This is a genomic window from Rhodoferax sp. GW821-FHT10B06, assembly GCF_059415605.1.
In genome coordinates, this window is record NZ_JBWKNO010000019.1 from 1 (window position 1) to 25834 (window position 25834).

A 25834-nucleotide genomic window follows, 5' to 3' on the forward strand; every position below is an offset into this window, starting at 1 on the left:
CTCTTCATCGCTGCCACGGTGTCTTTCACGGCTGCTCCACCCTCCACCGCCTGTTTGGCCGCTTGCGAAGCCATGCCGTCTGTGACCTTGGCGTTGTCGGTGTTTTGGTTGATGCTGGCGCTCATCTGTTCGATGGAAGAACTGGTTTCCTCCACACTCGCTGCTTGTTCACTGGTGGCCTGGCTCATGCTCTGCGCCGTGGTTGAGACTTGTTCGCTGGCCGAAGCAATGCTGCTAGCTGCTGCGTTGACTTCACCGATAACTTGGGAGAGCTTGGCCACCGTGTTGTTAAGGGCTTGCTTAACCTGATCGAAAGCACCTTCGTAGTCGCGGGTCACGACCTGCGTCAGGTCACCATGCTCCAACGCCTGCGCCACCTGGATGGTATCTTTGAACGCGGTGTCAACCGTGTCGGAGAGCTGGTTGAGCAGTTCGGAGAGTTCCTTTGTAAAGCCCGCCTTGCCTTCCAAGAGCATCTTGGTACTGAAGTCTCCCATGTTGGCCGAGGCAACCATGTTCTGAATTTCACCAACAATGCCCTTGAGGTTGCCGCGCAACTGCTCGATGGTGTGATTGATGAACACTTTCTTGCCAGGCAACGTCTCCATGGGAGCATCAAGGTTACCTTCACCAAACGCCTTGACGCAGGCCATGGCCTTTTTCTTCACTTCAATGTGTCCAAATACCATGGTATTGACACCCTTGGCCATCAATGCAAAGTCATTCTTGAACTTGCCCTCGTCGATCTTGACATCAATGTCGCCCTTGTCGTGTTCGGTAGACATATGGTTCATCTCGGCAATCAGTCCCTTAAGATTGCCGCGTATCTGCTCAATGGTGTCGTTGATGAATGCCTTCTTGCCAGGCAGCTTCTCCATCGGTGCATCAAAATTGCCTACACCGAATTCCTGGATGCAAGCCATGGCTTTCTTCTTGACCGCAACGTGGCCGAAGACCATGGTGTTCACGCCTTCGGCCATGACCTTGAAAGAGCCACCAAACTTGGCGCCGTCCATTGCCACATCGATGTCGCCCTTGTCGTGTTCGGCAGACATATGGTTCATCTGTGCGATCAAGCCTTGCAGCGTGTCCGACATGTTCTTCATCGCCGCCATCAAGCTGCCGCGGTCACCGGCCTGGAGTTCGACCTTAGCGCTCAGATCGCCTGCAGCAATCTGGTTGGCAATGGCTGTCACCGCATCCGGCTCACCACCCAACTGGCGCAGTAAGGCTCGTGTGACCGCGAACCCGATGATGCCGACCGCAGCCAACGTGAGGGCAGAAACTAATAGCGCGAGATTGAGCGCATGGGCCTTGGTAGCCGCTGCCTCATCGGAACCCTTCTTTCCCAGATCCACGTTGTATTGGAACTGATCGTCGACGACCGCACCCAACTTATCGGCAACGGGACGACTTTTGTCTATGAGGGCACGAGCCTTTGCCAGGCCGGCCTCTCCTTTGCGGGACTCCACCAGGATAGGTTCAATATGGGACTCGTATTCCGCAAACAAGCTGCTCACCTGGCGCAGCAGCTCCTTGTCCTTATCGTCGCAAATACACGACTCTCCCAAGCAACCATCCTTCTCATACCTCTTGATATCATCGTGAACACCTTCGATATTCTTTTTGAGGCTGGCCTCAAGCTCAACCATCTTCTCATCGTCGGTATTCAGAACATGTCGGGCTACCATCAGGCGGGTGCGCAAAACATTCCGGCGTAAGTCGTCCAAAATGACCAGGCTCGGCACTGTATTGGCGTTGGCGTAATTGGCAGCCTCATACACCTTGTCAACCTGCTGCTGACCTAGACCAGTTAGCACCGCAATGCCAAGCAGCGCAGAGCCGGCCAGCAGAATCATTTTTTTTGCAACGGTAAGTTTCATTTAATTGCCTTTTGAAATTTTTATTCACGCCTAATGCCTGTAGCTCAATAGATATAGGCGGAAGAAGCTATTAATTTGATAGCAATTAGCGATTCAAGGCCAGCACACGTCCCCGCTCTTCTGCTGGTTCCTCACTGCTCACCACCTGGCGCATAAGACCGGGCACGTCCAGAATCAAGGCCACTTCGCCACTACCCAAAATAGTGAAGCCACCGATACCCCGGATCTGTTGCAGCACCTTGCCCAATGGTTTGATGACGGTCTGGTATTCGCCCATGAGCTTGTCCACCACCAGCCCAACTTTGTGGTCTCCGTAGCGCACGATCACGATGCTCTCACGGCGTACAGGCTCGCCCACCACCTCAAAGTGCTCGCGCAGGCGGCAGTAGGGCAGCACTTCACCGCGCAGATTGAGGTAGCGCTTTTCGCCGCTGTCGCGCTCTACGTCACTGAGCTCGATGCATTCGACCACCATGTCTAGCGGAATGACATAAGCAGCATTACCCACCCCCACCAGAAAGCCGTCAATGATGGCCAGGGTGAGTGGTAGGCGGATGCGTACCGTGCTGCCTTGACCTTCGGTGCTGTCCAGCTCTATCGTGCCGCGCAAATCGGTGATATTGCGGCGCACCACGTCCATGCCGACACCGCGTCCGGACAAGTTGCTAACCGTATCGGCGGTGGAGAAACCAGCCTCGAAAATAAGGTTGTGTATTTCTTTATCGCTCAGATTTTGACCTTCGGTGATCAGCTCGTGTTCCAGGGCCTTCTTAAGAATTCGCTCCTTGTTGAGGCCACCGCCATCATCTGCGACTTCGATCACTATGCTGCCTGCATCGTGGTATGCATTGAGTTTGAGCATGCCCTTGGGTGATTTACCGCGCGCCAGGCGGACCTCGGCCGATTCAATACCGTGGTCCATCGAGTTGCGCACCAGATGGGTGAGCGGATCGCCAATGCGCTCGACCACGGTTTTGTCGAGCTCGGTATCGGCTCCACTGATGACCAGTTCAATGTCCTTGCCCAGCTCTTTTCCGACATCACGAACCACGCGCTGAAATCGGCTGAAGGTAGCGCCAATCTGCACCATGCGCAAATTGAGCGCGGAGTCACGCACCTCTTCCACTAACCTGGAAAGAGTGGCGGTAGCTTCCAGCAAGTCAGGAAACCCTGCACGTTGAGCCGCGAGACTGGCACCGGCTCCGGCAATGATGAGTTCACCTACGAGATTGATCAGGGCGTCAAGCTTGTCTGCATCCACCCGGATAAGGTTGGCTTCGGCGACCTTGTTGTTTTTACGCTGTTTTTGTTTTTCCAGCGCGGCGTCTACTACCGGTGGCTGCACCATGTGTTCGCCTATCAGCACTTCGCCAATCGGGCGCTGGGTTTGGCCCGGCATTTGGCCCTGGGCCTTTTGAATGCGTAGTGCGGTATCCAACTCATTCTGCGTCAATGTGCCGCAGCGTACCAACATATCGCCGAGCAGGATGTCTTGCTCCTGTGGCAGCTCAAAGATCAGGTTTGAGTACTCTGTAATCTTGCTGTGTGGTGGAAGGATACGGATGCGGCAATCTTCACGCACAAACTCAAACACGCCTTCGATGGCCGCCTTGTCGACCTGGCTCTTGAAGCCAATCTCGAATCCAAGATAACAGCTTTCAGGGTCCATCTCGACAGCGGGTGGAATCCCACTTGTCAACGTGACGATATGAACAATTTCCCCCAGTGTTCCAAGGTAACGGATGAAGGACAGCGGGTCCATACCGTTCTTCAGCACATCCCGTCCAAAGCGCAGCGACAGGTGCCAATGGTCGGTTTCCACCTCGCCTCCTCCCTGGGCGGTATATGGCGGCACGTATTCAGCAGGCACAGCGGCGGCAGGAGTTACATCCACCGCAAGCTCGTCATCTAAATACGAACCCAGCTGTTCAATCAAGGACAGACCTTGCTCAGCGACTGCCCCAGCAAGCTCGCCGCCCATAGCGATGTTGTCCACCAGTGCACTCATATGGTCGCCACTTTGGAGCAGCAACGCCACCAGTTCCGGGCTTACCAGCAGTTCATTGCTACGCACCCTATCGAGCACGCTCTCGGCCACATGGGTAAAGGCGACGATGCCGTCCAACCCAAACAAACCAGCCGAGCCTTTAATGGTATGTGCTGCACGAAAAATAGCGTTAATGGTGTCGGCATCGTCCGGGGTTTGCTCAATGCACAACAACGCCTCTTCCATATGCTCCAGCAGGTCACGGCATTCGGCGATAAAGGTCTGTAATGCGTCGTCGAAATTCATGTTGTTATTTCTGTGGATAGACCAGAACGTTGTCGCCAAAAAAACCTTCAAGCTCGCAGAGGTCCAATACATCCAGTACCGCCGGGCTATGACTGGTAATACTCAGGGTCTTATTGCGCACCGCCGCTTCGGTCTTGAGCATGAGCAGCAGCTGCAAGCCAGCGGAGTCGATTTCGCTGACGCCAACCAAGTTCATCTCTACGGTCTCGCACTGTGCCAACGAGAGCAGGAGCTTGTCTTTCAACTCCATAGCGTTGTAGATCGTCATCTCACCGACTATGGTGATGCGAGATAGGCCGTCCGCGGCAAGTTCCACGGTCACTTCCATGCAGAGCTCCTCAGGATTGGATGGCTGCATGCCGCTCAGGGCAAGATCAGTTTCGCGACTGCGGCCAGCATTTGCGCGGGCTGAAAGGGTTTGACCACCCATGCCCTTGCTCCTGCAGCCTGGCCTGCCATTTTTTTAGCTTCACCCGCTTCGGTGGTCAACATGATGATGGGTGTAAATTTGTAGGCAGGCAACTTCTTGACTTCGGTGACAAAAGTAATGCCGTCCATATTGGGCATGTTGACGTCACTAATGATGAGGTGGACTTTCTGACCCTTGAGTTTGCCCAAGGCATCACGACCATCACAGCCTTCGATGACATCGTAGCCAGCCCCCTTGAGGGCAATACTGACGACCTGCCGCAAAGAGGCGGAGTCATCCACGATCAAAATGGTCTTGGCCACATCTATCTCCTAGAAAAAAGTAATTTCGGTTGAACTTGCTGGAGCCTGTCCGCTACCGCCACTGTGCGCCGCATACTGCTCCTGCGTGGTGTACGTACTGGCGAGCGCTTCCAGCCAGGCGACGGAATCCACGGGCTGCGGCATGACGCCTACGGCGAGATTTTTTGCGCTCTCGTCCAGCGCGACGCTCAGCTTGTCCTGGTCGTTCCGGACATGGCTGAGCATCTGGCTGACACGGTCCTGGAACTGGAGCGCCACCAGCACTTCGCTGATCTCACCCTGGATGAGTTGACTCTCCTGGCGCAATACCTGGGCAGATTCGTCCAGGTCGGTCGCCGTGCCACGAAACTGCCCCAGCACGCGCTCGATCACCCCTTCCGAATGGGACACCATCTGCGCATCCTGCTCAGCGTATTGGTTGGATATCTTGAGCGTGTTAGCTATCGCCTTATTGACTGTTTCAACGGTGTCAGCGATCCGCTTTCCAGTTTCGCCTGACTGCTGGGACAGCATGCGCACCTCCGTGGCGACCACGGCAAAACCACGCCCCACTGCGCCAGCACGCGCCGCCTCAATGGCGGCATTGATAGCCAATAAATTTGTCTGCTGGGCGATGGCGCCTACGTCTTTCGCCATTTGCTGGAGCGCTTCGGTAAAGCGGGAAAGTCCTTGCACCTCGTGTAGAAGCTCGTCTTTTTCCTTGAGACTGAGGCGAAGTGAGGCGACGATGGAGTTGAGTTCGGTCTGACTGGCGATCAAAAGTGTCACGATGCTTTTGGTTGCACCGTCACCATCCGCGCTGACGTGTGATGCGCATACCGCGGCTTCGAGGCGCTGGGACAGGTTCGCAAAGCGGGTTGCCAAATCATTGATGCCTTGCTCGGTCTGGTCACGCGCCATCTCGATCTGGCTCGACCAGATGGGCAGGACTTCCATGCACAGCTGCTTCAAGCCATCAATAGACTGGGCCCGAATCTTTGTCTGCTGGTACCGATTCACCGCTTTGCTTAGCCGGACCGCCCACCAAGCCGAAACAACCGTGACCACGGCTACGCCAGCCGTCAGAACCAGCGGCGAGATGCCGGCAGGTGCCCAAGGGGCGATTACACCTACAGCACCACACAAAAAACAGGGCAGCATCGCCTTGTAATAACCACGCCCACTTACCTTCATTCGCATGCTCGTCCAGTCCCCATTACCTTACGTGGTCGTTTAGTGGGGCTGTCGGACAACCCCCAAATGCGGAGGATGAACGAACTCAAAAGAATGCGCTATCAGGCACTCTTGATTTGAGTGTAAGGAAATGCTTAGAAAATATCAGGGCATTCCGAATGATGAGCTTGCATCACCCAGAAAACCTTCGAATCAGACCTGCCGGCTCCCCATCAGCAGCGATTAGCAGGATCATCCCGCATGCTGTGGACTTTATGTCCGACACGGAACACGGATCTTCACCACGGTGCCCATGCCGGGTGCGGAGTCAATCGAGAGTTCTCCGCCCAAATGACGTGCCTGCTCGGATAAACCTATCAGGCCGAAGGCTTTTTCAGAGCGCGGTGCACTGGTGTCGAAGCCGCAGCCATTGTCTCGGACTGTCAGGCAACAGAGATCGGAGCTAGCTTGGAACAACATATGGACCCGCGTCGCGACAGCATGCAAAACCACGTTAATAAGGACTGCCTGCGCAGCACGAAACAAGAAGACGGATACCTCTCCGCACAGCTGAATATCCTCCTGCAGATCCAGCTCGAACTGCAGCCCAATGCCCTTGAAATCATCGCTCAGCCAGCGCAGCGCAGGGATCAGCCCCAAATCAAGCACGGTAGGGCGCAGCATTGAAACAATATCCCGAATTCGGGCAATGCTGCTATTCGCGATGCCACGCATCGCGGATAGCAGGCTGACGTCACCACTCATCTCAAACAATGCAAGGTTCATGCGTAGCGCCGAGAGATTCTGGGCCAAATCTTCGTGAATTTGGTGGGCTAGGTCCTGACGTTCTTTTTCATGCTCCGTTTCCTGGTGCGCCGCCAACGCGCGCAGGATATCGTGAGACTTGCGCAAACGCTCCTCGGCTTGCTTAAGAGTGGAAACATTGCGCCCGACCGCTAGTACGCTCATCACCCGGCCAGTGGCGTCGAATTCAGGATTGACACGGATATGAAAACAGACAGGAACGTCCTCTTGACGCCAGTTCAGTTCCAATTCGCCGACTTGTGCGCTGTCAATCACCTGCCGGACCAAATCGCTGTAGGTGCTGGCAATATCCGCTGGAAAGGGGAAGTATTCGGCCATGGTCTTGCCCAGGAGTTCTGCACCGGGCACGCCCGATACACCCGAATAGGATGGATTGCAGTAGATGCGACGACCTTCTACATCGTAACGGACGATGACATCGGGAGAGTTTTCGACCAGGGAGCGAAACTCACTTTCCCGACGGACCAGCTCGGACTCAAGGCGCTTGCGTTCGGTGACATCCCGCCCGATACCCAACACGCCAACGGCCTCACCATTGGATGCGTACAAAGGCACCTTGCGAGTTTCGAGTAGCGCCCGACGACCATCGTCTGCCATGGTGACCCATTCTTCGTTCAGGCAAACACAACCCGCCTCCATTGCCGCCCTATCCTTGCTGCGAAAGAAGTCGGCCAACGTGGGATCAACGAATTCATAATCGGTCTTACCAATAATCTCCGCCTCTGGTGCACCAAAAAAATGCTCGAATGCATGGTTGCACACAAGATACCGTCCGTCCACATCCTTCAGCCAGACAAGATCGGGAATACTCTGAAGCACACCGAGCAAACGGTTGCGGGCTTCCTCAAGAGCACGTTCGGTATTCTTGCGTTCGCTAATATCTCGCGAAAGCAGGATGAAACGAGGGCCATCCGCTTGGGGGTGGGCTTTCCTGGAAATGGACAATTCAAACCAGTGCTCGCCATCAGGAAGTGCCAGGCGCATGACCTGACCATAAGACGTACCGGTCTCATGCGCTTCGCGCAGTGCCGCCATGACGACCGCTGTCGCATCAGGAGCCAGAACTTCGGCGCAAGTGCGCCCAAGCAAAAGTTCTTTGCGCTGCGCCAATAACTCAGGTGTGTGCGCCCATACCTGAAGGTAGGTGCCGTTTATATCCGTTTCAAACAGCAAATCAGGAAGGGCCTGCAAGGTGGCCTTCCAGTCGGCGCTCAGATTACGGATGGTTTGCTCGGCCTTCGCGCGCTCACTCACATCACGCCCAATGGTCAGCACACCGACGACCTGATCATCGTCGTACTCAGCGACCATGCGGACATGGTGAACACGGATTTCACCGTTGGGGTGCGACACTGGAAGCTCCAACTCGGCAGGCTCGCCCGTGGCCATGACGCATTCAAGTAGGCTCCGGTATGCAGCCGCCTCTTCGACGTCACAAACCGTGTTGCCCCGTACCGGTAGGAGGTCCGCGGCAACACCCGATGCCATCGCCGGATTGGCGTACTGCACGCGGAGTTGGTGGTCGTAGCGAACAATATGGTCAGGCAGGTTCTCGGCCAGGGTACGGAATTCCCGCTCGCGGATAGCGAGCACCTGTTCCATGCGCTTGCGCTCGGTAATTTCCAGCGCAATGCCGTGCCAAAGGAGACCGCCGTTGGCTTCGCGCTCGGGGGTACAGCGCGTCTCCAGCCAGCGCTCTGGCCAGCCAGGGCGCCGCACGCGATACTCCACCTGGATCGGCGCCATCGTGTAGGCTGCATCCGCATAGGCGCTCTTGACTCGGTGCAGGTCTTCGAGGCTCGTCATTTTCAGCAGTGATGCTATGTCGTCCCGTACATCTGCGGGCTGCAGTCCATAAAGTTCATTGATGCCAGCGCTGGCGAAGGGCATACTGAAATGGCCTTCGGGCGAGACGCGCAGGGAATAGGCAAAACCGGGCATCTTGAACAAAAACCGGGACATCCGGCGCTCGGCATCGCGCACCGCTGTGATGTCGCGGGCCAGGGTCAGCACGGTTTCCACCTGCCCCTCTGCCCCCCACTCGGGTACCAGAAGCATGTGGTAATCGTGGTGCCGACCGTCTCGGTCGACATAGTCAATGTCGGTATATGCGGACTCGCCGCTGTCGAATACCTGGTGGATCGCTTGCATCAGGTTCCGGCTTTGCTCGGAAACCAGTAGCGCGCCATCAGCGGGTGAACTGCCGATTAACTCTTCGACCGGCCTATCGGTCATTCTGCCGACTACCGGATTCATATACAGGCGACGACAGCCCCGGTCATAACGGCAGATGAAATCAGGCGAGTTTTCCGCCAGGGTACGGAAACTGCGTTCACGCACGGCCAGTGCGTCTTCCAGACTGCGGTGTTCGGTGACATCGCGCATGATCGAAAGCACACCCACCACGGAACCATCGGCGGCAAACTCCGGGCCAAAATGATTCTGAAAGTGTATGAGCCGACCATCCGGTGCCCAGTATTCCACTTCGCCCACAATCGACAAACCGGTAGCGAGAACATGACGGATATCCCGCAGCAACTTCTCATTCTCCAGCACGGTGACAAGTGGCACGTCTTGGGGGGCATGCCCCACCAATTGAGCCGACTTCTTGCAGGTAATGCGCTCTACCGCCGGGCTGGCATAGGTACGGCGGCCATCGCTGTCGTAACGGAAAATGGGATCAGGCAGATTCTCGACCAGCGTGCGAAAGCCCTGTTCGCTACGCCGCAACTCTACTTCCATGCGTTGACGCTCTATAACCCAGTCACTTAAGCGCCAAAGTTCCAGAATCGGCGGCAAAGCCGGCGACTGAATGCCCCCTTCGGTTGACAGCGCATCCAGATAAGCAGTAACGCGCCCCGTATACCGGACGATTGCAACATACAACAGCCACATGCTCAAAACGGGTAGGGCTACAAGCCCGAGCAGCGCGACCATGCCGCCGGTGGAACGAGAAAACAAGAAGACGCATATCACCAGAGCAAGCGCCACTAGCCCGATGCCAAGCGCCAGCATGGAAAAAACGAAAGCCAAACTCCACAGGCGAGAAGAAGGCCGCGTCGTCATGATCAGTTCGTCTTCTTCTTGAAACAAAGATTGGATGGATTGTAAGGATTCCAAACCCAGTTAAAGATCGGAAATCTCGGCGCATGGGTGTCGCGCGCTGGACGATCATATGGCCGCTTGTTGAACAACTTCTAACGAATCCTAAAAAAATTCCGATGCATACCGACCCGCATAGAGCTGAGCGCACATTTTTTAGCATCCGCTTTATGCGCGTTGACCACCTTACAGTCGATTGAGCGCAATTGTGTGATTTTTTACAGCTAAAGCAACGCACCAAAAACAGAGAATATACAACTCGCGCGGCGAGTCCTCTGGGAAGAACTCACCCTGTTATCGCTCCGATATACGGGCCACATTAGGCACTTCAAACAATTCGCCCCCCTCCGCCATGCTGAAGAATGGATAATTTTCATAATGCTGCCCTCCCAACCCCTACAGGAATGTCCAACCCTCTAGGACGAAGCCGCAGGTGCAATGTTTTACTCGTGTTGTGGTTTTCGTTGACTGGGACCTCTAGCCTTTATGTTTCCAGCTCGGTCCTAGCAAACAGTCAGCATGCATACAAGCAATCGCAGGTCAATGTCACTACCGGGCTGACTGATACGAAACAGGCTTACACACGGACCAAACAGGCCGCCTCCATCGCAACCACAAGCGCGTCGGAAATAACCTATCAACGCTCCGTTGAAGCATCCGATGCTGCTGTCGAAGTGGACAAAGAAAAAACGGACACGCGCATGATGGATCCTGCTCAGCGCTACGCAATCGAAAGCAAGCAGCGAGAAGTCGACGACTTGACGCGTCGCAACAAAGAACTAGATGCGGAACTCCGACAGCGTGTGCTCTACTCTCGCCTGCATTGGACAGCCCTTTGTGGCGGCAGCTTCGCACTTCTCGGTACCTTATATTTTTTTCTGCGCATGCGGCGCTCCCATAACATGCTGGAAAAGCTCAACATGCAGGTGCAGCGATCCAAAAACCAATTATTGGCTACGCTTGATGCAATCCCGGACCCGTTGTTCGTGTTGGGACTGGATGGTCGATACTACGATTTTCATTCTCCTCGCACCGATTTGCTGGTAGCACCCGCAGAAATTCTCATTGGCAAAACTGTGCGTGATGTACTTCCACCTGATGCTGCAGATATTTGTATGTCGGCATTGAACGAAGCTTATAAAAACGGGGGATCAACAGGTAAGCAGTTTAAATTATCTCTAACGCATGGCACATGCTGGTTCGAACTCTCCGTGTCTCGCAAACCAACATACTCAGGGCAGGAATCGCGTTTCGTCGTCGTCGCCCGCGATATCACCGAGCGCAAACGAATGGAAAGTCACCTTGAGGAATCGCAACGTTTGTTGCGTCAATTGGCGGCCCGCAACGAATTTGCGAGAGAAGAAGAGCGTAAATTCCTGACGCGCGAAATCCATGACGAAATGGGCCAATATCTTCTGGCATTGCGTATGGGTGTTTCCGTAATAAATCTCCAGTTCGGCGGCGATAACCCCGCGTTACGGGAAAGAACACAACGCTTAATCGCAATGGTGGATTCCACCATCAAAGTAGTTCGCAACGTGGTGACATCGCTACGCCCGGCTGCACTCGATATGGGGATCATATTTGCGCTAGAGTGGCTCGTAGGCGAGTACTCCGAAAAAACGGGACTGCAATGCAATCTGCACATCACCGATACAGAGATCCATCTAGACGATAAGAGCGCCACTGCCCTCTTTCGCATCGTGCAAGAATCTCTCACCAACATCGGAAGACATGCTCAAGCCGACCAAGTAAAGGTGACCTTGAAACGCAATGCAGGCAACTACCTACTTGAGGTGCGGGACAATGGCCAAGGCTTTGATCCGGCCATACGCAAAGAAAAATCATTTGGCCTACTCAGCATCCGGGAGCGAGCACTTATGCTGGGGGGGGACCTTTGCATATCAAGCGCCCCAGGCCACGCCACGGCCATACAAGTGCATTTCCCCATTCCTAAAATAATGTATGAAGCAGCATGAAAATATTGATTGCAGATGATCACACCTTGGTACGCGAAGGCTTGAAACAATTATTTGCGTTGAGCAGAGAGGTGGACGTTGTCGCAGAGGCAGTAGACGGCGGGCAAGTGCTTGACGCGGTGCGTGCGGGGGGACTGGATTTAGTATTGCTTGACATGACAATGCCAGGCATCAATGGTGCCGATTTGATAAGTCGCATTCGCGTGCAAGATGGAGCACCGCCAATCTTGGTACTGAGTATGCACAACGAAGCACAAATTGCCCGCAGAGCCTTAACGGCAGGCGCCTCCGGTTATTTGACCAAGGACAGCCACCCTCATATTTTGCTGGCGGCGATGCGCAAAGTAACCTTAGGCGGACGCTTCATCGATCCAGTGTTGGCAGAAAAAATGGTATTCGAAGGTAGTGGCAACACACAGCGACCTCCACATGAGCTACTTTCCGAACGGGAGTTTCATATTCTCAAACTACTGGCACGCGGCCTCAGTGTGAATGAAGCAGCAGCAGAGTTGGCCATTAGCAACAAAACCGTAAGTACCCATAAGGCGCGTTTAATGCAAAAGATGGGATTTCAAAATAACTCGGAAATAGTTCGTTATGCTGTCGAATTCAATTTGATTGAATAGACAACCATGTTCTGATAAAGAACAAGAGAATCCAGAACAAGCCCACATGCAATTCTTAGGCCCTACGAGGGCCGATTCATTTGTATGAAGATACATGCTGCAAACCTCCGCGACAGCTTACTGCCCCGAATCGGCGCATCAGTTTTCAATTCAGTCGCTTGTTCAGCATTTCCCTAAGAAATATACGTTGACCAATCAGCGCTGCCTGCTGCGCGGCGTTGACTTTGAATACCCAAGTTTCTCCGTAGCTTCATGGGTTTCAAGAAGCATTGCAGACACCTCGGCCATCATCACGCGTAGGCCGTTAACACGTTCACGCATATGCTTGTACACCCGAGCTTCGGTCATGCGCGGTAGTCCACCAACACGCGGATCACCTCTTCGATCTGGCGATCGTGACTTGATAGTGGATTCAAGATTTTCAATTTTCCCATGTTGGCGTTACTGAAACCCCTGCGGTGCTCCGGCCAGTACCAGGATGCAGAGAATGCCCGACGAGCGAAATGGCTTTGTGATGACGCCAGGGGATTTTGTGTCCCTCTGCAACTTTAGCGTTTTCGGACTTTCGTAGTCAGAGAGCGCCACGAAGGCAGTGTCCTCCGCGCTTGCAAACAGAAAACATGAACCCTCCCTGCCATCGCTAACGATGTTCAGCTCATTCCAGCTCGGCCATTTGCGGCGGCGCCCAAGGTCAACACTGGCTACTGCTCAAGACGCGGTGAAACCACCATCCGTGGCCAAGACATGCCCCACCACATACGAAGCCTCATCCGAAGCCAGCCAGACCACAGCCTCGGCGACTTCCTCTGGTTTCCCCATGCGCCGCAGTGGCAGGGAGGCGGCCACGGTCGACATGTCCGCGATACCCGACGCCAGCATCATTTCGGTTACCACACGCCCAGGTGCCACTGCGTTAATGCGGATACCGCGCGGCGCACATTCCATGGCAGCCGAACGCATCAGGGAGATCACGGCGGCCTTGGAGGCGGAATACAACGACAGACCCGGATTAGGATTACGCAGACCACTGACCGAGGCATTGATGACGATGCGGCCAGCACCCTGTGCGGCCATAACCGGAACTTGGTATTTCAAGCACAAGAATACCGAGCGCACATTGGCATTAAAGACACTGTCGTACACACTATTGTTTTGCACCTCAATTGGAGCGCGCCGCTCCTGAAAGCCCGCATTGTTGAACGCCACGTCCAGGCTGCCGAAGCACTCCACAGTTGTTTGGATAAGCCGTGCCACATCTTCCTCCCGCGTGACATCTGTTTGTACAAACAGTGATTGCACGCCTAAAGAACGGCACTCGGCAGCCACCATCCTCCCCTCATGTACACGACGATTAGCGATCACAACCGCCACAGCGCCTTCGTCCGCCATACGGATCGCGGTGGCACGACCAATACCGCTGCCGCCACCCGTGACCAATCCAACGCGTCCCGCCATGCGACCACGCCTCACAGGCAAGCCTTTCTGCTGCTGAAGTTCCTCCATACCAACTCACCCCATTTAGGTCATTGATTTAACTGGTTGCATCGTACAACTAATATCAAGAAAAAGAAAAGAAAATGAAAATTTTCGATTGAGATCCGGTACTTTCTGAATGTGTCTGTGCAGTTTCACGTCAGACAGTGCGCGAACTCGGTTTCATGCAAGCAATACTGGTGAGAACCGATTCCCCACCTTCTGCGGCCCACGCTTCCTGGAAGTCAATGGCTTCCGCTCCGCTGGTCGATGTGTGTATTTGGAGGAATTCAGCATCACGCGAATTCAAGCACGAAGTGCAACGCAAAGAAAGAGGGTTGGGTCAAGAGTGAATAGGATGCACTGTTGTGACCGGCCAGCCCCAAACGTTGCACCATTGCCTATACGCACTTGGCCCAAGAAGAACGATGCCAAATCCACCAGCTCAAACGCCAAGGTATCCCTCTGTGCACATAGCAGCAGAACCGGGGAGGCAGCGCCATTGCAATCGATCACCCGCTGAATGCAAGCGCCTCCTAGCCCTCACCGCCATCAACCGCCTACATGCCACAGGTGGGCGCTATGCACTCAGCACTATGTGCATCGGTGCGGACCAAGGCATTGCACTGACTCTTGAAAGAATCTGCTTGGCCTTCGCATCACTATGGACAACCCATACGGCACAGCGACAAGCCATTTCAAAAACTCCCTCGAGGGGCGAGTACACGCCCAAAAGCCAGTGCGATGGCCGCGATGTTAATAACAAAGAACAGTTATTCTGTGCAATTAAAGTCGTCAGCAGTCTCCTAGTATCCATAAGGATTTGCAGCCTTTCAAATTTGAAATAGAGCACAGAGAAGACGTAGACAATTTTTTCTACAGAGGATCGACCGGGAAATTAACTCAGAAGTCTGAGCCACATGTTGTAGCCGTGTGATGAATCATTCACATGCAGATATATTTTTGGTCGACACGTATAGCGCTATCGGGTTGCTACAGTCTCGGATTCCTGGGGGCGCCAGCCGCCGCCGAGCGCCTTGAAGGCCGCAACCGCCGCGCGTGCGGATTCGGTTTGCGCTTGCGCCCGCATGTCGGAGGCACGCAGCAGGCTCTCGTCGGCTTGCAGGACTTCGACAATGCTGACCACGCCTTTCTGGTACGCCGCAAACGATGCCCCCCGGGCTCGGCTGAACGAGTCCACGCCCCCAGCCAGTATGCCGGCCTGGTCCTCGCGTTTTACCAGGGCTGAAAACGCGTTTTCCACATCTTCCGTCGCATGCAGGATGGCCAGCCGATAGCCAGCCAGCGCCTCGGCCTCCCGGCCTTTGGCCAGATCGATCTGCGCGTTGATGCGGCCGAAGTCGAACAGGCGCCAGCGCAGGCCCAGCACACCGGCGGCCTGGCTTGCGCCGCTGGTGAACAGGTTGCCGCTGGACACCGATGTTGCGCTGCCTATCAGTCCGCTCAACGAGAGCTTGGGGTAATACTCGGCGATGGCCACGCCGATGCGCGCGTTGGACGCAGCGAGGCGGCGTTCGGCCACGATCAGGTCGGGTCGGCGCCGGAGTAGATCGCCCGGCGAGCCGGTGGACGCAATCTGCGGGGCGCTGGGGATAGTGCCTGTATTGGCAAGCGCGGCCCGGTATGTACCGGGCGACTTACCTAACATCACATCCAGCGCGTTCATCGCGGTATCCAACCCCGCTTCAAGCACCGGTATAGATGCCCCTACCTGGGCCAGAGCGCCTTCGACCTGGCGCACTTGAAGCTCGGCGGCCAGCCCCTTGTTGTAGAGCAGTTGGAGGGTGGACAGCAGGTCTTGCTGTGTCTGCACCTGCTTCCGGGCAATCTCGAGGCGGGTTTGCAGTCCGCGGATGCCGATATAGACATCGGCAGTTTGTGCCGCCACCGCCAGGCGTGTTGCCGCCGCGCCGGCTTCCGATGCCTGGTATTCGGCAACGGCCGCCTCCCGTTCGCGGCGCAGGCCACCGAACAGGTCCAGCTCCCATCCGAGGCCCAGGTTGGCCTCATAGGCATTGCCATAACGGTCCAACCCAGGTCTTGTATTCAAGACCTGCCCCAATGGCGTTTCAACCGATTGGTAAGCCCGGGTACCCTGGGCGCTGATGGTGCCGGAAGGCAGCAACGCGGCATTCGCGGCGCCGAGCCCGGCGCGCACTTGGGCGACGCGGGTAGACGCCTGCGCGAGGTCCAGATTCTGCTCCAGTGCCAGCGTGACAAAGCGGGTCAGCTGCGGGTCGCCAAAGCCCTCCCACCACACAATCAGGTCAGCTGTCGTGCTGGCATGCCGTTGCGCGACTGCCGTTTCACCCAGGTAGCGATCTGGCATGGGCGTGTCGGGTCGGGCATAGTCCGGCCCGACGGCGCAACCGGCTGAAAGACTGGCGATGGCCAGCATGAGGAGAGTGCGTTTTAGCATGGGCATCTTCCGCGAAGTGGATGGATTGAATAAATGGATTGTGACTATATTACAATATGGTCACTGGTTGTGCAAGTTTACGACAAGGGTTAAGCTGTTGGATATGAATAAAGCAACTACTCCGGCGAGCACGGGGCGCGGCCCGGTCGATCACGATGTGCGGGACCAGATCGTCACCGCGGCCACCGACCACTTCCGCCTGTATGGCTACGAGAAGACGACAGTCTCCGATCTCGCCAAAGCCATCGGCTTTTCCAAGGCCTACATCTACAAGTTCTTCGAATCCAAGCAAGCCATCGGCGAAGTGATTTGTGCAAATTGCCTGCAGCAGATCGAAGCAGATGTCATGGCGGCGGTGGACGGGGCCGACCGCGCCCCCGAAAAGCTGAGGCGTATGTTCAAAGCCGTGGTCGAGTCCAGCCTTCGCCTGTTCTTTGAAAACCGCAAGCTGCATGACATTGCGGCCTCGGCCGCCAGCGAACACTGGGAGGCGGTACGCGTGTTTGAGGGGCGCATCCAGGCCATCCTGCAAGACATCCTGCGCCAAGGGCGCGAGAGCGAGGAGTTCGAGCGCAAAACGCCGCTGGATGAGACCGCTATGGCCATCCAATTGGTCCTGCGGCCCTACCTGAATCCGGTGTTGCTGCAGCACAGCTTGGATTACGCCGCAGGCGCACCGACCCAACTTTCCAGCTTGGTGCTGCGCAGTCTGTCGCCATAAGAAGACTAAATTGTTTGTGACTATTGACAATATTAGTCACTAGAAACACAATGAAATCCTGTTTAGTTTTTTTACGGGATTTCTATGCGCCGCCGCCTCGCTTTCACTGTTCTTGTCTCCGCGTTGCCGTTTGCATTGATCGCATGCAACGAGAAGACGCCACCTGACCCACGCACCGCAGTCCCGCTGGTGCGCGCTGCTAGCGTGCAAAACGCGGCCTCCGCGTCCCGTGCGTTCACCGGCAGCGTTGCCGCCCGGGTGCAAAGCGATATGGGCTTCCGCGTCGCCGGCAAGGTATTGGAGCGGCTGGTGGATGCCGGACAAACCGTGAAGCGTGGGCAGCCGCTGATGCGCATCGACCCGGTCGATCTGAAGCTGGCAGTCCATGCGCAGCAGGAGGCTGTCGCTGCCGCCCGGGCGCGGGCGCAGCAAACAGCGGAGGACGAGGCCCGCTACCGTGATCTGCGCGGCACCGGTGCCATATCGGCGTCAGCCTACGACCAGGTCAAGGCGGCTGCCGATACCGCCAAAGCCCAGCTGAATGCGGCGGAAGCCCAGGCCGAAGTTGCGCGCAACGCGAGCCGCTACACCGAACTGCTGGCGGATGCCGATGGTGTCGTCATGGAAACGCTGGTCGAACCCGGCCAGGTTGTCAATGCGGGACAAGTGGCGATACGCCTGGCCCATGCCGGACGCCGCGAAGCCGTCGTCCAGCTGCCAGAAACCTTGCGCCCTGCGGTCGGCTCCATCGGCCAGGCCGCGCTTTTTGGCAAAGAAGGTGTGACCGTTCCAAGCAAGCTCCGGCAGTTGTCGGATACAGCAGACCGGCAGACCCGCACCTTCGAAGCCAGGTATGTGCTCGAGGGAGAGCTGTCCAACGCCCCCTTGGGCAGCACGGTCACGATCCAGATTCCAGAGGCACAGGCCGCTGTGCAAGACGGTTTGCGGGTACCAATGGGCGCGCTGTTCGATGCAGGCAATGGGCCCGGGGTTTGGGTCATCAAGGGAGAGCCGGCCAAGGTGTTCTGGCGGCCGGTCAAAATCCAGCGTCTGGATGACGATAGTGCCCGCGTCGTGGGCTCGCTCAAGCAGGGTGACAGCATAGTCGCGCTCGGCACGCATCTGCTGCGCGACGGTGAGCAGGTGCGCGTGGCGGGTCAAGGCACCTCCGTTGCGGGAGCGCGGCCATGAGCGAAGGCCGCTTCAACCTCTCCGCGCTGGCTGTACGCGAGCGTTCCATCACCTTGTTTCTGATCTGCCTGATTTCGCTGGCGGGGCTTTTTTCATTCTTCAAGCTGGGGCGGGCAGAAGATCCGTCTTTCACGATCAAGACGATGACCATCGTCACCGCCTGGCCAGGAGCTTCGGCGCAGGAGATGCAGGACCAAGTCACCGAGAAGCTTGAAAAGCGCATGCAGGAACTGCGCTGGTACGACCGTACCGAAACCTTTACGCGGCCTGGTTTAGCCTTCACTATTCTGAACTTGCAGGACAGCACCCCCCCTGCGGAGGTAGAAAAGGAGTTCTACCAGGCCCGCAAGAAGCTCGGCGACGAGGCAGGCAACCTGCCGTCCGGTGTGATCGGACCCATGGTGAACGACGAATATTCGGACGTCACCTTTGGGCTGTACGCACTCAAGGCCAAGGGCGAGCCGCAACGCTTGTTGGTACGCGATGCAGAGACGCTGCGCCAGCGGCTGCTGCACGTAGCGGGTGTCAAGAAGGTCAACATCATCGGCGAACAGCCTGAGCGCATTTATGTCGAGTTCTCGCATGAACGCCTGGCAACGCTGGGGGTCAGCCCGCAAGATGTGTTCACCGCGCTCAATAGCCAGAATGCCCTGACGCCGGCCGGGTCGGTCGAAACCAAGGGCCCGCAGGTATTCATTCGCCTGGATGGCGCTTTCGATGCACTGCAAAAGATCCGCGATACGCCAGTAGTTGCACAAGGCCGCACGCTGAAGCTGTCGGACGTCGCCACCGTCAAGCGTGGTTACGAAGACCCGGCAACCTTCATGGTGCGCAATGGCGGCGAGCCAGCCTTGCTGTTGGGTGTCGTGATGCGCGACGGCTGGAACGGGCTTGATTTGGGCAAGGCGCTGGACAGCGAGGTAGGCGCCATCAACGCCGAGATGCCACTGGGCATGGGCCTGACCAAAGTGACGGACCAATCCGTCAACATCAAGTCGGCGGTCGATGAATTCATGGTCAAGTTCTTTGCCGCGCTACTGGTGGTCATGGTGGTGTGCTTTGTGAGCATGGGCTGGCGCGTCGGCGTCGTGGTCGCCGCGGCTGTGCCGTTGACGCTGGCGGTGGTATTCATGGTGATGATGGCAACTGGCAAAAACTTTGACCGCATCACCCTGGGTTCGTTGATTCTGGGGCTGGGCCTGCTGGTGGACGACGCCATCATTGCCATCGAAATGATGGTGGTGAAGATGGAAGAGGGTTACAGCCGTGTTGCCGCCTCTGCCTATGCATGGAGCCACACCGCGGCGCCCATGCTCTCGGGCACGCTGGTGACGGCGGTCGGTTTCATGCCCAATGGTTTCGCTCCATCCTCTGCGGGTGAATACACCAGCAATATGTTCTGGATCGTCGGCATTGCCCTGATCGCGTCCTGGGTGGTGGCTGTGGTTTTCACACCCTACCTGGGCGTGAAGATGCTGCCGGACGTCAAAAAGGTCGAAGGTGGACACGAGGCTCTGTACAACACGCCACGTTACAACCGCTTCCGCCGGATACTGGGGCAGGTCATCGCCCGCAAATGGCTGGTCGCTGGTTCGGTTGTGGCTCTGTTTGTCCTGTCCGTGCTGGGTATGGGCGTGGTGAAGAAGCAGTTCTTCCCAATCTCCGACCGGCCAGAAGTGCTGGTCGAAGTACAAATGCCCTATGGCACGGCCATCACGCAAACCAGCGATGCTTCGGCGAAGGTGGAAGCCTGGCTGGCCAAGCAAGAGGAAGCCAAGATCGTCACCTCCTACATCGGCCAGGGCGCGCCGCGATTCTTCTTCTCGATGGGGCCGGAGCTTCCTGACCCCTCGTTTGCCAAGATCGTCATCCGTACGGACAACCAGGGCGAGCGCGACGCACTGAAAACCCGGCTGCGCCAGGCCATTGCCGACGGACTGGCTCCCGAGGCACGGGTTCGCGTTACCCAGCTGGTATTTGGCCCGTATTCGCCATTCCCGGTGGCTTACCGTGTGACGGGTCCAGACCCGGAAAAGCTGCGTGGCATTGCTGCCGAAGTGCAACAAGTCATGGCGGCCAGCCCCATGATGCGCACGGTCAACTCTGACTGGGGCACACGTACACCCACGCTGCACTTCCGCTTGCAGCAAGACCGCCTGCAGGCGATAGGGCTGAGCTCGAGCGCGGTAGCGCAACAGCTGCAATTCTTGTTGACCGGTGTGCCAGTGACTGCGGTGCGCGAGGACATTCGCACCGTGCAGGTGGTGGTCCGTTCGGCTGGCGGTATCCGGCTCGACCCGGCCAAGATCGGCGACTTCACGCTGGCCGGCGCCAATGGACAACGCATTCCGCTGTCACAAGTCGGCAAGGTGGAAGTGCGCATGGAGGAACCTATCGTGCGCCGGCGCGACCGCGTGCCGACAATCACCGTGCGGGGCGACATTGCCGATGGCTTGCAGCCGCCAGACGTGTCGACCGCCATCACCAAGCAGCTCCAGCCCATCGTGGACAAGCTACCAAGTGGCTATCACATAGTGGAGGCTGGCTCCATTGAAGAATCCGCCAAAGCAACCAAAGCCATGTTGCCGCTGTTTCCCCTCATGCTGGCGATCACCTTGCTCATCATCATTTTGCAAGTGCGGTCCATGTCCGCGATGGTGATGGTCTTCTTGACCAGCCCATTGGGCCTGATTGGCGTGGTACCAACGCTGTTGCTGTTCCAGCAACCGTTCGGCATCAATGCGCTGGTGGGGCTGATTGCACTGTCCGGCATCTTGATGCGCAATACGCTCATTCTCATCGGACAAATCCACCACAACGAGCAGGAGGGGCTGGCGCCGTTTCAAGCAGTCGTCGAGGCCACGGTGCAACGCGCCCGGCCCGTCATCTTGACAGCCTTGGCGGCCATCTTCGCTTTCATGCCGCTGACCCACTCGGTGTTCTGGGGCACCCTGGCTTACACGCTGATCGGAGGCACCCTGGCGGGAACCGTCATGACGCTGGTGTTCCTGCCTGCCATGTACTCCATCTGGTTCAAGATCCGGCCGGCCCCATCGCACCAGTGATCTGTGATTTATCTCTATTCACCCCTACCTAAATAGCTAAAAGGAACAGCCATGTCGAACTCTAAAGTTGTCGTTATTACCGGCGTGTCGTCGGGCATTGGACGCGCCACCGCAATCAAGTTTGCCCAGCAGGGTTGCCGAGTATTTGGCACCGTGCGCAACACGGCAAAAGCCCAGGCAATACCTGGCGTTACCCTCATTGAGATGGACATCCGCGACGAAGCATCGATTGAGCGCGGAATCCAGACCATCATTGCCCAAGCCCAGCGCATCGATGTGTTGGTCAATAGCGCGGGTGTGACGCTACTGGGTGCGACGGAAGAAACCTCGATTGCCGAAGCTCAGACGCTGTTCGACACCAACCTTTACGGCCTCTTGCGTACCATCAAGGCCGTGCTGCCGCACATGCGCGAGCAGCGTTCTGGCCGCATTGTCAACGTCAGCTCGGTGTTGGGCTTTCTGCCTGCGCCGTACATGGCACTCTATTCGGCCTCCAAGCATGCCGTTGAAGGGCTGTCCGAGACTCTGGACCACGAGGTTCGCCAATTCGGCATCCGCGTGGCACTGGTCGAGCCCTCATTTACCAAGACCAACCTGGATCTCAACGCGCCCCAGACCGTTTCCAGAATTCCAGACTACAGCAAGGAGCTTGGCATCGTTTCCAAAGCGATCCAGAACAATGTCCAAAAAGCGCCCAGTCCCGATGGAGTCGCCGCCACGATTGTCGATGCCGCTTTGGGAGCATGGAAGATGCGCCGTACACCCAAAGGCGAGGCGTCTCTTCTGGCCAAGCTGCGCCGCTTCATGCCCGCTGGCCCCGTGGAAAAAGGTCTGCGCAAGACATTCGGACTCACCTGAATCGATTCCCCCTCTACCCGTTGCAAGCAATCAAGGGGCTTGACTCTAAGGGGGCATGCGCATCAATTGATCGGTAACCCACCGCCTCGGACAACAAGACCATCATTTTTTGCTTGCCAGCCTGGAACAGGCTTTGCCAAGCTTGCACCCAAACCCGGCTTCGCCATAGCCGGTGTTGTGGGTGGCCCGCATGGCGGCGCTTCTTGCCTCCCTGGATGGCACCGTGCTGTTCGCTGCATTCGGCGCCTTCCGGCCACGCTTTCCGCAAACCATTCATAGGCAGTGCCATCAACCAGGCAACGCGGCAAATAGGCTCCGTCAAGGCCGTGGCCTTTACCGTGCTGCTGTTAAGTGGCGCAAGTTTGCAACGTGTCGACTTCGATGCAGTCTATCTGTGCCATGCGAACTTGACACGGTTAACCGCTGCCTTCTATTTACCCGTTAATACATTGCCCACAGTCACAACGAGAAAGGCGTGACCCCGACTCACATCCAGAAACCACCATTTAAAAAATCTTGAGCATGCTGTCCCGAGGGATTCATGGACATAGATCCAAATCACTTCCTTTAATACACCAGCAGTCCGTCGCAAGACAGCGCATAGTCGAGTATGGTGGAGAGTCAGGCATCGTCCGTAAAACAGGTTCAACATTAGCTCACAACGAATTGCGTTTTGCGGACCATCCCTAGGGGGTATATGCTGCAATGCATTGCTCCCCAACAATAGACCCATGCTTGTTGAGTCTCATATCCACAATGAACACGCAAAGTAGCCGTTGGAGCCTGGGCGCCAAGCTGACTTTGGTGGGCGCGCCGTTCCTGCTGATGGCTCTGCTGTCAACGGCGGCGACGCTGTGGGTGTCGTGGCAGCTGGACGGCGGGGCTGCGGCCGTAAATGAAGCGGGCCGCATGCGCATGCAGGCATATCGCCTGGCCCTGGTGGTAGATAGACGCGAATCGAAAGAACTCGCACAACTGGTTCAAGAATTTGACACCAGCCTGGCGCTATTGCGCACTGGAGCGCCTGAGAGGCCGCTCTTTGTGCCCTGGGACAAGGAGATACTTGCCCATTTTTCCACGATAGAGCTGGATTGGAAGCGCTTTCAAAGCCAATGGCTATCCCAGCCAGCCGCCTCCATGCCAGCCTTGCGTACGGACACGGTCCAATTTACCTCCGATATCGACGTTTTTGTGGCCGGAATTGAAAGGCATTTGACGCGCTGGACGGCCATCTTGCATCTGCTGCAGATTGGAATTTTGGGCCTCGCGGTTGTGGGCTCGGCAGTATTGCTTTTTGTCGGCTATCTGCTGGTACTTGAACCCGTTCATCATCTAAAACAAGCGATACAAAAAATCCAAGCTGGCGATCTCAGCGCACGGGTCGAAGCGGTAACGTCCGACGAGTTTGGCACTTTGGCACAGGGTTTCAACGGTATGGCCGAACACTTGCAATCGATGTACCGGAACCTGGAACGTAAAGTGCAGGAGAAAACCGCTGAATTGGAGGAAAAACGAGAGCGGCTGGAATCTCTGTATGAAGTTACGGCATTGGTGGCGCGGGCAACATCTCTGGACGAGCTGGCACAAGACTTTGCGCAAAGCATCCGGCGCATTGCCCATGCGGACGGCGTGGCGGTACGCTGGTCCGACCAGGAAAACCAGCGCTTTCTGATGTTGGCCGCCAGCGGTTTGCCCGCCTCCATGATGAAGGATGAGCAATGCCTGCAAGCCAGTGATTGCCACTGCGGCACGCCTATCTTCAATGGCAGATTGCGCGTTATACCAATCAATGCCCAGCAACCGGCGGCGCTGAAACATTGCGCTGAGGCAGGATTCAGTACCGTGATTAATGTGCCCATTCGCCTACATGGCCGGTTGATGGGTGAAGTGGATCTGCTGTTCCACGCCGAAGTATCGCCATCTGAAGCCGAGCTGTCTCTACTGGAGGCACTGAACAGCCATTTGGCCAGTGCCATGGAAAATCTACGGCTCAATGCGAGTGGAAAAGAAGCCGCCATTTCAGAAGAACGCCACCTGATTGCACGCGAATTGCACGATTCGATCGCGCAGTCGCTGGCTTTTCTCAAGATCCAGGTGCAGCTCATGCGCGATGCCTTGCAATCGAATAAGGCGGGGGATGTGCAACTGGTGTTGGAAGAAATCGATACCGGCGTACGTGAGTGCTACGGCGATGTGCGCGAGCTGTTGATGCACTTCCGCACCCGGGCCAATGCCGAAGATATCGAACCTGCATTGGCGACCACCTTGCGCAAGTTCGAACACCAGACCGGCCTCAAGACCGAACTGGCGATGGCCGCCGGCCACGGCCTGCCGTTGACGCCCGATGTACAGATACAGGTGTTGCACATCGTGCAGGAAGCACTCTCCAACGTACGCAAACACGCACGCGCTTCCCAAGTGTGGCTGCAGGTGCAGCAACAACCTACCTGGCGATTTGAAGTTCGTGACAACGGTATCGGTTTTGCATCGGATGAACATCCGTTGAAGGAAATGCATGTGGGGATGCGCATCATGGTGGAGCGAGCACAGCGTATGGATGCTGTGCTGGAAACTATTTCAACTCCGCTGCATGGAACCTCTGTGATTCTGACGTTGCCAACGCCCAAGCTACCGGCCCCCACCCACACACCAGCCGCCCCCGGCATAGCGCTGGCTGCGCAAACTATCTCCATCCCATGAGCGATATCTCGGCTTCGCCTATCCGCGTTCTGATCGTGGACGACCATACCTTGTTTCGCCGTGGTCTGGCCGCGCTGTTGTCACGGGATGCCCGTGTGCTGGTGGTCGGCGACGCGGGCGATGCCAGCGAGGCGCAGCGGCGTGCGCAGGATTTGCAGCCTGATGTGATCCTGTTGGACAACCACTTGCCCGGCGTGAGTGGCGTGGACGCGCTGCCCGCCCTGCAGCAGGCCGCACAGCGCGCCCGCATCCTGATGCTGACCGTCAGCGAAGATGCTAACGACCTGGCCCACGCCCTGCGTGGCGGCGCGGCTGGCTATCTGCTGAAAACCACGGAGGGCGATGCGCTGATCAACGGCATTTGCCGGGCCATGCAAGGTGAAAGCGTGATCGCCCCGGAAATGACCAGCAAGCTGGTGGCGGCCTACCGCGGAGTGTCTGCGCCACCCGTGGCGCAAACCTCACTGTTGGACACGCTGTCGCCCCGCGAGCGCGACATTCTGCGCGCCATTGCCCAAGGTGCCAGCAACAAGGAAATAGGCCGCGACCTGGGCATTGCCGAAACCACCGTCAAGATCCATGTGCAGCATGTACTGCGCAAACTGGATGTCAGTACGCGGGTCCATGCCGCCGTCATCGCCACGGAAAAAGGGCTGATTTAACCCCTTCCGCGCAACCCGCGGGTTGATCCAGCGCAAACCAAAATCAATTATCTGGCCGCTTAGTTCTACAGAACTACGCCCACCGCTACCCGCCTAGTTCCTCAGGCGGAGGGGCGCCCATCCTTCAGAGGG

17 protein-coding genes and 1 pseudogene are annotated in these 25834 nt (G+C 56.7%); 9 read left to right on the forward strand and 9 right to left on the reverse strand.

Features of this window, described 5'->3' with window-relative positions:
- From AC07O2_RS22095 to AC07O2_RS22120, 6 genes are all read right to left on the reverse strand, one after another.
- Positions 1-1883 (reverse strand): MCP four helix bundle domain-containing protein (locus AC07O2_RS22095; protein ID WP_495234396.1); only part of this gene is annotated, 1883 nt, incomplete at its 3' end.
- 85 nt (positions 1884-1968) lie between these two features.
- Complete coding sequence (locus AC07O2_RS22100) at positions 1969-4176, reverse strand: chemotaxis protein CheA (protein WP_495234397.1); 2208 nt, start codon at positions 4174-4176, stop codon at positions 1969-1971.
- 4 nt (positions 4177-4180) lie between these two features.
- Positions 4181-4504 (reverse strand): STAS domain-containing protein, encoded by a 324-nt coding sequence (locus tag AC07O2_RS22105; RefSeq protein ID WP_495097801.1) that lies wholly within the window; start codon positions 4502-4504, stop codon positions 4181-4183.
- 35 nt (positions 4505-4539) lie between these two features.
- Positions 4540-4908 carry a response regulator gene (locus tag AC07O2_RS22110; RefSeq protein WP_495097802.1) on the reverse strand — a complete coding sequence of 123 codons (369 nt, stop codon included), beginning with the start codon at positions 4906-4908 and terminating at the stop codon, positions 4540-4542.
- Positions 4909-4917: 9 nt separating this feature from the next.
- Positions 4918-6087: a methyl-accepting chemotaxis protein gene (locus AC07O2_RS22115; protein ID WP_495234398.1), complete on the reverse strand. Its 1170-nt coding sequence runs from the start codon at positions 6085-6087 to the stop codon at positions 4918-4920.
- Positions 6088-6333: 246 nt separating this feature from the next.
- Positions 6334-10005, reverse strand: a complete 3672-nt coding sequence (locus AC07O2_RS22120; RefSeq protein ID WP_495234399.1) for a PAS domain-containing protein — start codon at positions 10003-10005, stop codon at positions 6334-6336.
- Between the two features lie 386 nt (positions 10006-10391).
- Between AC07O2_RS22120 and AC07O2_RS22125 the strand changes: the two genes are divergently transcribed.
- A complete protein-coding gene (locus AC07O2_RS22125) occupies positions 10392-11966 on the forward strand; it encodes a PAS domain-containing sensor histidine kinase (RefSeq protein WP_495234400.1) in 1575 nt (524 codons plus the stop codon).
- Entirely contained in the window at positions 11963-12592 is a 630-nt protein-coding gene (locus tag AC07O2_RS22130) for a response regulator (RefSeq protein ID WP_495234401.1), read from the forward strand. The genes AC07O2_RS22125 and AC07O2_RS22130 overlap by 4 nt, the downstream gene beginning before the upstream one ends.
- A 441-nt stretch (positions 12593-13033) precedes the next feature.
- On the opposite strand, the gene AC07O2_RS22135 is transcribed toward AC07O2_RS22130, so the two are convergent.
- Positions 13034-13246 (reverse strand): hypothetical protein, encoded by a 213-nt coding sequence (locus AC07O2_RS22135; protein ID WP_495097898.1) that lies wholly within the window; start codon positions 13244-13246, stop codon positions 13034-13036.
- 54 nt (positions 13247-13300) lie between these two features.
- The gene (locus tag AC07O2_RS22140; protein ID WP_495097807.1) at positions 13301-14047 is read right to left on the reverse strand and encodes an SDR family NAD(P)-dependent oxidoreductase; all 747 of its coding nucleotides are present in this window, start codon (positions 14045-14047) and stop codon (positions 13301-13303) included.
- A 501-nt stretch (positions 14048-14548) separates the two neighbouring features.
- Here AC07O2_RS22140 and AC07O2_RS22145 point away from each other — a divergent pair.
- A pseudogene (locus AC07O2_RS22145) lies at positions 14549-14709 on the forward strand (3-oxoadipyl-CoA thiolase); the annotation flags it as partial.
- 338 nt (positions 14710-15047) lie between these two features.
- On the opposite strand, the gene AC07O2_RS22150 reads toward AC07O2_RS22145, so the two are convergent.
- Entirely contained in the window at positions 15048-16505 is a 1458-nt protein-coding gene (locus AC07O2_RS22150) for an efflux transporter outer membrane subunit (protein WP_495234402.1), read from the reverse strand.
- Between the two features lie 103 nt (positions 16506-16608).
- Here AC07O2_RS22150 and AC07O2_RS22155 point away from each other — a divergent pair, with 103 nt between their 5' ends.
- The 6 genes from AC07O2_RS22155 (at position 16609) to AC07O2_RS22180 (ending at position 25702) form a co-directional block, all read left to right on the forward strand.
- A complete protein-coding gene (locus tag AC07O2_RS22155) occupies positions 16609-17226 on the forward strand; it encodes a TetR/AcrR family transcriptional regulator (RefSeq protein ID WP_495234403.1) in 618 nt (205 codons plus the stop codon).
- Between the two features lie 84 nt (positions 17227-17310).
- On the forward strand, positions 17311-18417 hold the full coding sequence (locus tag AC07O2_RS22160) for an efflux RND transporter periplasmic adaptor subunit (protein ID WP_495234404.1): 1107 nt from the start codon (positions 17311-17313) through the stop codon (positions 18415-18417).
- Positions 18414-21482: an efflux RND transporter permease subunit gene (locus AC07O2_RS22165; RefSeq protein ID WP_495234405.1), complete on the forward strand. Its 3069-nt coding sequence runs from the start codon at positions 18414-18416 to the stop codon at positions 21480-21482. The genes AC07O2_RS22160 and AC07O2_RS22165 overlap by 4 nt, the downstream gene beginning before the upstream one ends.
- 51 nt (positions 21483-21533) lie before the next feature.
- Complete coding sequence (locus AC07O2_RS22170; protein ID WP_495234406.1) at positions 21534-22340, forward strand: oxidoreductase; 807 nt, start codon at positions 21534-21536, stop codon at positions 22338-22340.
- A gap of 804 nt (positions 22341-23144) precedes the next feature.
- Positions 23145-25040 carry a type IV pili methyl-accepting chemotaxis transducer N-terminal domain-containing protein gene (locus tag AC07O2_RS22175; RefSeq protein ID WP_495234407.1) on the forward strand — a complete coding sequence of 632 codons (1896 nt, stop codon included), beginning with the start codon at positions 23145-23147 and terminating at the stop codon, positions 25038-25040.
- Positions 25037-25702 (forward strand): response regulator, encoded by a 666-nt coding sequence (locus tag AC07O2_RS22180; protein WP_495234408.1) that lies wholly within the window; start codon positions 25037-25039, stop codon positions 25700-25702. Before AC07O2_RS22175 ends, AC07O2_RS22180 begins: the two co-directional genes overlap by 4 nt.
- The last annotated feature ends 132 nt before the right edge of the window (positions 25703-25834 follow it).